The sequence below is a fragment of the Enterococcus pallens ATCC BAA-351 genome (genome assembly GCF_000407485.1).
In the GTDB taxonomy this organism is placed as follows: domain Bacteria; phylum Bacillota; class Bacilli; order Lactobacillales; family Enterococcaceae; genus Enterococcus_A; species Enterococcus_A pallens.
In genome coordinates this window covers 485879-497885 of the sequence record NZ_ASWD01000001.1, presented here as the reverse complement: position 1 = coordinate 497885, position 12007 = coordinate 485879, and the positions used below count along the sequence as shown (strand labels likewise).

The window sequence follows — 12007 nt, the reverse complement described above, 5'->3', positions numbered from 1 at the left end:
CAAAAGATCGTAAAAGGGGTAAAAAATGAAGCAAATTAGATGGGCAATGATGGTGGTAATTGTTGTAATGCTTAGTGGGTGTAGCCAAATAAAAAAGACAACTCAAATGACGCATGAAAAAGAGTCCAGCAGTCAAACCAATGAGCGAAATGAAAAGGAGCAGCTGATTGCTGATTATCCAGAAACGTTATTGGCATGGATTTATCAGAACGAGGCGTTCAGCTTTGATTACGAAGAATTTACGGTTGACCAATACAACAAGTTCGTTTCCGTTGAGAATAATGTTCGTGGTAAATATGTTTATGATCCTCAACAACCAGCAGCCGCTCACCAAACGTATGAATTGGAATCAATTGCCGGAAAAGTCAGTGATAAAATTGACCACAAGGAAGTTATCAAAGATGGAACCTTTCAAGCAATTGCTGTTCCCAATAAGGAAATTATTTTTTCTACTGATGAGCAGTTGACGAGTAGTTGCTGGCATCGGGTCGCAGTGATGAATTATCTTGATCTGAGAGGCTTTAAGCGAACCAATGGTGGAAAAGAACGCTTAGCAAATGAGCGTGAGCTTCGTTTTCTGCAATATGAAAACAGTGAGGGAAAGGTGATTAAGCTTTATTTAGACGATACGCCGCAGCTTTACGGAGTGGGTGTCAGTAATCTAAATACACCTGAAGAGGATCATCAGCTCTATATCATCAGTAATATTTCGCAAGATGTACCAGAGGAAATGTTTGAGACAGATGAATACACTGAAAAATAAAGGAATAGCAACATTTGGTTGTTCTTGTCTAACTGTTACTCTTGTCAGATAATTTATAGTGTGATATTATTTCAACAGCAATTAGGACAAATTCTCCGAAAAACCCTTTTGGGCATATAAATTGTTAGGAACATACATTTATATGAAAAGGGAGAGAATAAAAATGTCAAAAGCTATTTATGATGAAAAGAATTGGAAAAGAAACATAGCATACCTGCTAACCTCACAAGCGATCTCAATGATCGGAACGATGTTGGTACAGTATGCTATTATTTGGCATGTAACATTGTCAACAAAATCAGGAACCATGATTGGATTAATGAGCTGTATCGGGCTTTTACCGATGGTTTTAGTCATGCCTTTTGCGGGAGCACTTGCTGATCACTATAATCGAAAGAAGCTTGCCATCGTATCAGACAGCTGTGTAGCTGTCGTATCTTTGATGATGGCAATCATTCTGCTTGTGAATATTCGTATGGAGAACAATATTCTCCTGCTGCTGGCAGTCACGTTCATTCGTTCTGTTGGACAAGGATTTCAAACGCCAGCAATTTCATCAATTATTCCACAGCTTACCCCTAAAAAACACCTGGTACGTGTTAATGGAGTTGACCAAACCATTCAGGCAGTGATGCTGCTGGCAAGCCCAGCATTGGCAGCTGCTTTGCTTGCTGTTTTACCCTTGGCTGGTATACTTATGATTGATTTCGTAACAGCTGCAATTGGCATTACTACAATGTTTTTCAAAGTGAAAGTTCCATTACTGCAATCGGCAGAAGTCAAGAAAATTAATGTTTTCGAGGAAATAAAAACAGGTATAAATTACTTGCGTACCCATAAAATTCTAATTGCACTTATTGTTGCAGGGTTTGCGGGAAGCGTATTTTCTACGCCAGCATCGAATTTAGGACCTTTGCAAATTACTCGTAAGTTTCATGATGGCTTGTGGCAGTTATCGACCATTGAAATTGGATTTGCCTTGGGAATGCTGCTGGGGGGATCCGTTATGAGCACCTGGGGAGGACTTAAAAATAAAATCGAAACTGTAGCTTTAGGCTATTCATTGTTGGTTATACCATTTATCCTACTAGGTATTACCTCTGTTTTTTGGTTATATTTGGCAATGATGGCAGCAATCGGATTTGTTGTTCCAATATCACGGACTGCGATGGTGTCATTTTTTCAATCAGAAACCGATGATGAACATATGGGCCGTGTTATGAGCATAGTAACCATGGCTATCAGCATTGCTTCGCCAGCTACAATGCTGCTGCTAGGTCCATTGGCAGATGTCATTTCGATTGATTATATTATGATAGCTTCGGGAATTTCAATGATACCACTTGCGGTATGGCTATTATTTGGCAAAAGCTTCCGTTCATAAGGTTGCTACAAAACTTCTTAGCGTCTGAAACAAAAACCGAGCAGACTTCGCTAGAAAAGGAAGCTGCTCGGTTTATTTTCTTTAAAGATCATTTGCTGGTTGCTTCATTATCCGTTTCGTTTGTAAAATATTTCCAATAATATAAATCAGGATGCCTAACCATATAAAGGAGAAGGCAATAAATTGGGACAATCCATAAGGTTCATGGAATAAGAAAATAGCTAAGGCCAACATAATTGTGGGATTGACATACTGTAAAAAGCCCAATGTGACATAAGACAAACGCTTGGCCGCATTGGCAAATAACAACAGAGGAATTGCTGTGACGATTCCTGCTCCCATAGCCAAAAGGTTAGTAGTTGTATCGTATCCTAAGAAGCCAGCCTCCGAGAAGAAGAATAGATAAATCAAACCAATCGGAGTAATAATCATTGTTTCCAAAGTAATACTAGTTACGGCACTTAAATCAAGCTGCTTTTTAGTTAAACCATACAGGCAAAAGGAACCTGCCAAAATAATTGAAGCCCAAGGAAATTCCCCCGTTTGAAGGGTCAAAAGAATGACACCAATCAAGGCAAAAAAAGTTGCAATTTTTGCTGAACGTGTTAAAGGCTCCTTGAGATAAATGGCTGCTACCAAAACATTGAATAGCGGATTAATGTAATAGCCCAAACTGCCTTGCTGAACATGCCCGGAATTTACAGTATAAATGAACACGCCCCAATTAATAGAAATAAAAATAGCAGCTGACGTAATTGCCAGGATGTCTTTGCGATTTTTCAATAATGATTTTGTTTCATTGAGGAAGACCGGAATTTTTCGGGTGATAGCCATATAAATAAGCATAAAGACCAAGGACCAAATAATTCGATAAAACAATACATCCACTGCACCAACGCTGGGCATCAGCTTCCAATAAAGAGGGATAAATCCCCATAAAATATAGGCGCTAAGGCCATAAATCAATCCTGAATTTTTTTTCACTACGGCCCTCCTTTATTATCTTGAGTGAAATGAAACTTTACTTTAGGCTGTAAGATGTAGTTCTAAAGCTAGGTATTAAACTGAAAATGAGTAGTAAAAAAGATAGGGAGGGCACCAATCGGATGATTGATCCCCTCCAGATTTTAACGTTGATTATTCCTCGTCTATGGAAGCACCAGATAACGGCATGGATGGAAGTTCGCCGTCCGCGGATTGTCCTAAGCGCAGGAAGTAAGATTTGGTTTCCTTAAACACCACAGGACTCAAAAGAATCAAGGCGATGATATTTGGAAAGGCCATTAATCCGTTAAAAATATCGGCAATCGTCCAAACAGCAGTGACTGTTAAGTAAGGACCGATAAATACGGCTGCAATGTAAACGATTCGGAAAGCAGAAGAAAACTTCGTGTTTCCGTTGGTCAGATAACTTAAGCAGCGCTCTGAATAATAGTTCCAGCCTAGAATCGTAGTAAAAGCAAAGAAGGCTAAACAAATCATTAATAATAATGAAGCGATCGTTTGTGAAATTGGCAAAGCCTCAGTAAAGGCATAAATAGTTACTGCCGAACCTTCCAAGCCGGTTTGCCAAGCACCAGTAAGAATAATTGCCATTCCAGTCATATTACAAACGATAATTGTGTCAATGAAAGTTCCCGTCATTGATACTAAACCTTGACGGACAGGTTCTTTTGATTGAGCAGCTGCCGCAGCAATTGGTGCACTACCTAAACCAGATTCGTTAGAGAAAATTCCTCGGGCAATTCCTTTTTGCATGGCAATCATCATGGCTCCTAGGGCACCACCAGAAACAGCCCGCAAACCAAAGGCGCTTTGAACAATTTCGACAATCACAGCTGGTAGCTTGCCGATATTCAAAATAATCATAAATAAGCAAAGGCCAACGTAGATAACAATCATTAATGGAACAATAATTTCAGATACACGGGCGATCCGCTGCACCCCACCAATTAACACGATTGCGACTAGAATAGTTACCACGAACCCTGAGATAATAGTTGCCCACGTGTAGTCATTGCCAAACAAACTAATTGTATTTAGTCGATTGGGATCAAAGAATGTTTCCGCAGCTGAAGTGATGCCGTTGATTTGTGTAATCGTTCCGATACCAATCAAGCCTGCAATGGCACCAAAGAAGGCGAACATCTTAGCCAGCCAGCGCCAGTTTTTTCCTAAGCCATTTTCGATGTAGTAAAATGGTCCTCCTAGCGCATTACCGTTATCGTCAAAGGTACGATATTTTACCGCCAACAAGCCCTCAGCATATTTGGTAGCCATCCCTAATAGTCCAGCTAATTCTAACCAGAATAAAGCTCCAGGGCCCCCAGCTACAATTGCGGTAGCTACCCCAACAATATTACCAGTACCGATTGTTGCAGAGAGGGCAGTACATAAGGCTTGGAAGCTTGTTACATCACCCTGACCACCTTCCTCATTTTTTACCATATACTTCAAAGCCAATGGCAAACGGCGAATTTGGATGCCTCGACAACCAACAGTCAGCACCACGCCAATTCCCAGAATCAAGAAAATCATTGGTGCTCCCCAAATTATAGAATTAAAATTTGTTAAAAATGCGTCCATCCAACCCCTCCTATTTCTTGCCATTTTATCATAAAATAGCCATAGGAGTGATAAAAAAGTAAAAAAAGATTTGTTATTACATGGGAATGTTCGTTTTTTTTGAAATAGATTACGATTTGATAGAGGATTTCGAAGAAGATTTAGCAAGCTTTATTAACGACAAGGAAAAACGCCGGCATAACCCGGCGTTAAAAGAGCTAATCTATTTTAGTTGTTCCGCTGCCAATGTGAGCAACATAAAATTCTGGAGCATATCCAACGGTGTTTAAGTATTCATCATAAACATTGTTTTTAAAGGCCGGGATAGCTGCTTCTTCAACTACAGCAATCGCACAGCCGCCAAAGCCAGCACCGGTCATGCGGGCACCTAATACACCTAGTTGTTTTTGTGCTGCTGAAACTAGGGTATCTAACTCTAGTCCGGTAACTTCATAATCATCCCGTAAAGAGGTATGGGAATCATTTAACAGCTGACCAAAGGCAGTCAAGTTTCCTTTAACCAATTCTTGTTTAGCAAGTAGGGTTCGTTGGTTCTCTGTTACGGCATGGCGGGCACGCTTAACTAAGACGTCATCACCAATTAAATGAATGTTGGCTTCAAAGGTTTCTTCATCTAAATCACCTAAAGAGTGAATATCCAACTCTTTTTGCAGGCGAGATAAAGCTTCTTCACATTCACCTCGGCGTTCATTGTATTTAGAATCCGCCAACTCACGACGCTTATTGGTGTTCATGATGACAATCGCATAGCCGTCTAATTTCACCGGAACCATTTCGTATTCTAAGGTATTGGTATCCAACAGGATGGCTTTGTCTTTTTCACCAAAGCCAATCGCAAATTGATCCATAATTCCAGAATTAACGCCGATAAATTCATTTTCAACTTTCTGACCTAGTTTTACTAATGTTAGGCGATCCAGCTTCAGCTGGAAGAGATCTTCCAAAACTACCCCTACTAATAATTCCAAAGAGGCACTACTAGAAAGGCCGGCACCGTTAGGAATCGTTCCATCAACCAGCAGCTCAAAGCCATGATCAATAGTGAAGCCAGCTTCTTTCATTTTAAGAATCATACCTTTTACATAATTAGCCCAGTCGGCATTTTTGTCAAAGGACAAATCATCTAAAGAAAAGCTGATGACACCTAATTCGTCAAAGTTTGTTGAATACACCAAGACCTTTTGATCTTCACGGGGACTAGCCACACCGTAAGTACCGTAAGTGATGGAAGCAGGGAAGACATGACCGCCATTGTAATCAGTATGCTCGCCAATTAAATTTATTCGACCTGGCGAGAAGTAATGACTGGTCTCTCTAGGACCAAATACCTCGGCAAATTTAGTAACTAATTCTCTTTTTATTTCCATAACTATTCCTCATTTCCTTCTATTATAAATTCAGTAATCGTTGTAAATGGCTGATAGGCAGTCAATTTGATCGAACCAAAGCTTGGAAACTGTTCCGCTCCTGGGGCGGTTTGAGTCTCAAAGGTAATCCCGCCATGATTAGCCATTTTTTGTCCGTGCATTTCAGGGGTGTTGTCGCCAAAATTCGCAGTGAACAAAACAACACTGCTGGCATCTGTTTTTACGGTCAGTTGAACCTTTTCATCTGGACTGGTCAAGGTTGCAGCTGGAATAGCTAAGTCTGATTGATTTAAAAAGAAAGGATGATCCATGCCATCTGCCAACTGTTTTTGATCAAAGTCACTGGCAAACAATTCAGCTAAAGCCTTTTTCTTAGTGAAATCAAAGGCGGTTCCAGCAACCGGCAGTTTTTGTCCAGTTGGAATGGTGTCATTTCTTAGTTCCGCAAATTGAGAACTATTCAACCAGAGTTGGTGCTGGTCAATTGCTTGAGTACACTCACCGGTTAAATTGAAATAAACATGATTCGTAGGGTTAAATAAGGTATCTTGATCACTAATTCCACGAGTTGTAATGCGCCAAATATTATCAGCGGTCAGAGTGTAACGAACCTCCATGTCTAACGTTCCAGGAAAACCGTGCTCACCTGTTGGACTGATCAAGTTAAACAAAACCGAGGCTTCGTTATGGCCCTCGATAATGGTATAGGTCCATTTTTTACTTTCAAATCCAGGCTGTCCACCGTGTAAGGAATGATGGGTCGCTTCATCAACATCCACCTGAATAGTTTGCCCATTTAGTTCAAAGATCCCATTTTCAATTCGACCAGCAGTTCTTCCAATACTAGCTCCAATAAAGGGATCCTTCGCTAAATACTCCTCAGCAGAATCAAAACCTAAGACCAATTCTCGGCGGGAATCTGCCACGGGTACACTCAAGCTAACAATTCTTGCTCCTAAATCAGAAACAGCTAAACGCATGCCTTGTTGGTTTTCTAAAGTGATTAAGTGGAATCCTTTACCGAAGTCTTTTTTACTAATTTTCAATCGAAACATCCTTTCCATTATCCATGAATGAGCATTTTGATGCATATGATTGGCTTCTATATACCAAATAGTAGCAAAAAAACGCTTCCTTTTTTACTTCCTTCTGTGATTACTATTTAACTTTTTGTTGCATCTTATTATACTGGTAGTAAGGAGTGTGAGCAAATATGGAGCAGGCAATGTTTTTAAAAAAAGGACAGCATTATCTTTCTGGCGATTTGCAGTTTCAGTTTTGCGGGGTTTCCCAGACTTTACCGTATCATTCATTTGGTCCGGCTATTCGAGAATGCTTCGTTTTGCATGTGGTATTGGAAGGAAAAGGGACCTATCATGTGAAAGATCAAAAATTTCAGTTGAAAAAAGGGGATCTTTTCTTGATTCGTCCGGAGTTGACCACTTTTTATCGTGCGGATGCCGAGGAGCCTTGGCTGTATGCTTGGTTGGCTTTTAGCGGAGAAACGGCAGAAGAGATTATTCGACATTCAGCATTTGGCGAAGAGGGTTTTACTATGATAACTTCGGATACGCAACAATATGTGGAAACGATTAAGCAGTGCATGGAGTATAGTCAGGATAATTTACTAAATGAATTGCATTTAAATGAACTTGCTTATCATTTCTTAGCTAATTTGCTCAAAGATGGGGGAAAGGTGAACGCCTCGGCAGAAGAGCTTTCTTCACCATTAGCATTGGCAACGGTTGAATATATACAACAACACTACGCAGAAAAAATTACGGTAGAAGCTATCGCCAAGCATTTGGCGGTGAATCGCAGCCATTTGTCTCGAGTCTTTAGTAAACAGATGGATATGGGGATTAAAGAGTATTTGAACGGTGTTCGGACCAACAAGGCAGCTTTTATGTTGGCTTATACACAAGAAACGGTGGAGGAGATTGCTATCGAGGTGGGCTTTAACAGTCTCATCGTTTTTAGCCGGACATTTAAAAAAAGTACCGGTGAAACTCCTACCGAATATCGAAAACGTATGATGAATACGTCAATGGCAAAACGCACCTTTTCGGACATGGAGGAGCAGTTAAAGCAGCAGGCTATCGTACCAAGAGCGACTTAAATGATTGGAATTATTTAGCTTTATATTTTGAAACCTTCCATTCTCTCATTGTTATCTTAAAATTTACATGGTAAAATTTTATTAGAATATCAGAATCCTGATATATTGAAGTTGAAAAGCCATCATATATTTTAATTAATCATGTGAAGCTTCAATCAATAGTAGGAGATGATAAGCGAAGCGTTTTTGAAAAAAAGAGGGGGAGTTATCATGCAAGCAGCAGATGTAAAGCAAGGATTGCGAAAGAATTTTTTTACAGTCATTTTGTTGGCAATCGCAGGATCAATTATTTATGGTTTAGCTTATTTTCGATTGTATTATTATGATGCGTATGTTGCTACCTATGGATTAACCAATACTCAAATGGGATCCTTAGGAAGTGCGTATGGGTTTATGGGACTTGTTTCCTATTTAATAGGAGGTATTTTAGCGGATCGCTTTGCGGCAAAAAAATTATTGGTATTCTCGCTGATCGCAACTGGATTAGGGGGCTTTTTACATTTATTTTTTACTAGCTTTATCGCACTATTTCTAATTTATGCTCTATGGGGAGTTACTTCACTATTAACCTTTTGGCCAGCTCTATTAAAGATTGTGCGGATGCAGGCAACGGACGATGAGCAAAGTCGTGCGTATGGAATTTTTGAAGGAACTCGAGGAATTACCAACGTGATTCATATGGCGATTGCCACAGCCATTTTTGGCTTTTTCCAAAAAGGCTTGACCGAGGCAGCAGGTTTGCGCTGGATTATCATCTTCTATTCGGTGATCCCGATTTTGTGCGGCTTGGCCTTTTTATTTTTAGTAAAAGAACCGACCCGTTCAGAAGAGGACACTTCTACTGAAAAGTTCAAATTCAAGGATGTTTTGGATGTCATCAAAATGCCGGCAATTTGGCTGATTGTTGGAATGATGTTTACTAGCTATATTTTCAATATGTCGATTTATTATTTTACTCCGTATGCCTCCAACATTATCGGCACCTCAGCGGTTTTTGCGGCGATTGTCACAGTTTTAGCGCAATATTGCCGACTAGTAGCAGCACCAATTGGCGGTTTTTTGGCTGATAAAATCAGTAAATCAACGGTTATGATGGCCGGTTTTGTGATTATGGGACTGGGTACTTTGCTGATGCTTTCGATTGCAGGAATGAGCGGTCAAATTCAAGTAGTTCTGCTGATTGTTGCAGCTAGTATGGTTTACTTAGCGATGTATTCAAATTATGGAATTTTCTTCTCTTTCATGTCAGAGGGAGGAATTCCGTTGCGGCTTTCGGGTGTAGCTATTGGCTTAGCCAGTACTTTAGGCTATTTGCCAGAAGTTATCGCGCCGTTGGTAGCTGGTAATATTTTGGACCGTTTTGAAGGTAATACGGGGTACTTTATCTACTTTAGTTTAATGATTGCAATGGCAGTAATTGGAGCTGTCCTGTGCTTTATTTGGGGCAGAACCTATGGCAAAAAGTATAAAGAAGAACAAAAGCTAAAAGCAGCACAACAATAAGGAGGAACCAATGGTGAAAAAAATCGTAACAGAATTTCCTTATCAGGTAACAGTTATCGAAAACGAATGGTTTACTTTATCAGATGGCACACGCTTATCTTGTCGGAGATGGCAGCCAGAATCAGAAGAACCACTGCCAACGATTCTTGAGTATCTACCTTATCGAAAAACCGATGGGACTCGCGGAAGAGACAATCCAATGCATGGCTTCTTTTCCGGTCATGGCTACAATGTTGTCCGAGTAGATATGCGCGGGACCGGTGAGTCAGATGGACTGTTGGAAGATGAATATTTGAAGCAGGAACAAGATGATGCCCTGGAAATTATTGATTGGATCAGCAAGCAGCCGTGGTGTGATGGTCAAGTGGCTATGATGGGGAAATCATGGGGCGGCTTTAACTCTTTACAAATTGCTGCAAGAAGACCGCCAGCGTTAAAGGCTGTCATGGTGGTTGGCTATACAGATGACCGCTACAACAATGACATCCACTATAAGGGCGGTTTGATTTTAAATGACAGCTTCTGGTGGGGAGCGATTATGCTGGGCTATCAGTCGCGGGCGATCGATCCGCACGTAGTTGGTGATCGGTGGCGAGAAATGTGGCTGGAACGCCTGAAAAATATGCCATTATGGATGGCTAACTGGTTAGAACATCAGACACGAGATGATTATTGGAAGCATGGTTCAGTTTGCGAGAATTATGATGATATTCAAGTACCTGTGTTCTGCATGGATGGTTATGCTGATTCTTATACCAATACTGTTTTAAGTTTACTAAAGGGATTAAGCGTTCCGAAAAAAGGAATTATCGGACCGTGGGCACATGTATATGCACATGACGGCGTGCCGGAACCAGCAATTAACTTCTTAGGCGAAGGCGTGAAATGGTGGGATCATTGGCTGAAGGGCAAGGATAACGGAGCAATGGATGGTCCGATGATTCAAGCCTGGATTGAGGATAGCATGCCGCCGTCTACACATATGCCTGTGAGCAAAGGCCGTTGGGTTGGTTTAGAGGATTGGCCGTCAAAAGATGTAACGCCGAAATCTTATGGATTAACTTATGGGCGCTTAGTGCATGAGCGTGGGGAACAAGAAGAGCAGGCTGTCCTGCATACACCATTGAACCATACTTTACTGGCTAATGAATGGATGGGCGCAGGGGTACCAGGTGAATCTCCTGGGGATCAACGTATCGATAATGGCTTATCCATGACCTTTGACTCTGAGATTTTAGAAGAAGAGTTGGAAATCTTTGGTTATCCAAAGGTTGAGGTGAAATTGTCTAGCGACAAGCCGAATGCTATGATTTACGCTTCCTTATGTGATGTGGCCCCTGATGGCGCATCTACTCGTGTTTCATATGGTGTAATGAACTTGACTCATTTGGAAGGCCATGACAAGGTAGTTCATCTAACTCCTGGTAAAGAGGTTCAAGCATTTGTCGATTTAGACTGCTGTGGTCATCGGTTCAAGGCGGGCCATCGAATTCGTTTGTCGTTAGCGAATACTGCTTGGCCAATGTTTTGGACGATGCCGGAAGAGTATAGTTTGACCTTAAACTTGAAGGATGCTCGTTTTACCTTGCCGATTTTCCATGGCGAAGACATTGCTGGTCCAGATCCGGAAGCACAATCTGCTCCATTGACACCAACCACCGTTTTATCAGAAGGTAAAGTAGAACGGGAAATCAATTATGACCTAGTGAGTGATACATGGACCTGCATGACCAACGGAATCGGCGGAGTATTTGGTGAAGGAATCTATCGTTTTGATGAGGTGGATGTCACGGTTGAGCACAATCTGAAGCGCGAGCTGACCTTATCGAATCGCGATCCGCTATCCGCTCATTACACAATTACTCAAAATATGCGGATTGGTCGTGAAGGCTGGTGGACTAACGCGGATATTACAACAACACAAACCTCTGACAAAGAATATTTCTATATTACTGGTCAGATGGATGTTTCGGAAAATGAGCAACATGTTTATACGAAAAAATGGGATCAAAAAATTAAACGTAACGGAATGTAATCTTTAACGAATCTTCTATTTGGTGCATTATTTATGCATCGAATAGAAGATTTTTTTTGTAAGCTAGCAGATGTAAGCTGAAGGTATTAATAAAGACTAAAACTGCGAAGTTTCGTATTAGTTTAGAGTAGACTGCGATTACTTATTTGGATTTATGTTAGCTAAAAAAGAAATATAAACGAAGGTATTTTTTTACAATCGAAATTTTATTATGCTGAATATTATTTAAAAATAGGATTTACAACTTGTT

9 protein-coding genes are annotated in these 12007 nt (G+C 40.6%); 5 read left to right on the top strand and 4 right to left on the bottom strand.

Annotated elements, in window-relative coordinates:
- Nucleotides 1-25 precede the first annotated feature (25 nt).
- Nucleotides 26-763, top strand: a complete 738-nt coding sequence (locus I588_RS02400) for a hypothetical protein (RefSeq protein WP_010757345.1) — start codon at nucleotides 26-28, stop codon at nucleotides 761-763.
- 163 nt (nucleotides 764-926) lie between these two features.
- Entirely contained in the window at nucleotides 927-2147 is a 1221-nt protein-coding gene (locus I588_RS02395) for an MFS transporter (RefSeq protein WP_010757344.1), read from the top strand.
- 81 nt (nucleotides 2148-2228) lie between these two features.
- Here I588_RS02395 and rarD read toward each other — a convergent pair whose 3' ends face one another.
- The 4 genes from rarD to I588_RS02375 all read right to left on the bottom strand — a co-directional run bounded on the left by rarD (nucleotide 2229) and on the right by I588_RS02375 (nucleotide 7146).
- A complete protein-coding gene (rarD, locus tag I588_RS02390; protein ID WP_010757343.1) occupies nucleotides 2229-3131 on the bottom strand; it encodes an EamA family transporter RarD in 903 nt (300 codons plus the stop codon).
- Between the two features lie 153 nt (nucleotides 3132-3284).
- Complete coding sequence (locus tag I588_RS02385) at nucleotides 3285-4733, bottom strand: alanine/glycine:cation symporter family protein (protein ID WP_010757342.1); 1449 nt, start codon at nucleotides 4731-4733, stop codon at nucleotides 3285-3287.
- A gap of 197 nt (nucleotides 4734-4930) precedes the next feature.
- Entirely contained in the window at nucleotides 4931-6100 is a 1170-nt protein-coding gene (locus I588_RS02380; RefSeq protein WP_010757341.1) for a galactokinase, read from the bottom strand.
- Between the two features lie 2 nt (nucleotides 6101-6102).
- Nucleotides 6103-7146, bottom strand: coding sequence for an aldose epimerase family protein (locus tag I588_RS02375; RefSeq protein WP_010757340.1), 1044 nt, complete (start codon nucleotides 7144-7146; stop codon nucleotides 6103-6105).
- 167 nt (nucleotides 7147-7313) lie between these two features.
- On the opposite strand from I588_RS02375, the gene I588_RS02370 reads away from it, so the two are divergent.
- From I588_RS02370 to I588_RS02360, 3 genes are all read left to right on the top strand, one after another.
- Nucleotides 7314-8219, top strand: a complete 906-nt coding sequence (locus I588_RS02370; protein ID WP_034693283.1) for an AraC family transcriptional regulator — start codon at nucleotides 7314-7316, stop codon at nucleotides 8217-8219.
- A gap of 210 nt (nucleotides 8220-8429) precedes the next feature.
- Entirely contained in the window at nucleotides 8430-9722 is a 1293-nt protein-coding gene (locus I588_RS02365) for an MFS transporter (RefSeq protein WP_010757338.1), read from the top strand.
- Nucleotides 9723-9732: 10 nt separating this feature from the next.
- Entirely contained in the window at nucleotides 9733-11757 is a 2025-nt protein-coding gene (locus I588_RS02360; protein ID WP_010757337.1) for a CocE/NonD family hydrolase, read from the top strand.
- The last annotated feature ends 250 nt before the right edge of the window (nucleotides 11758-12007 follow it).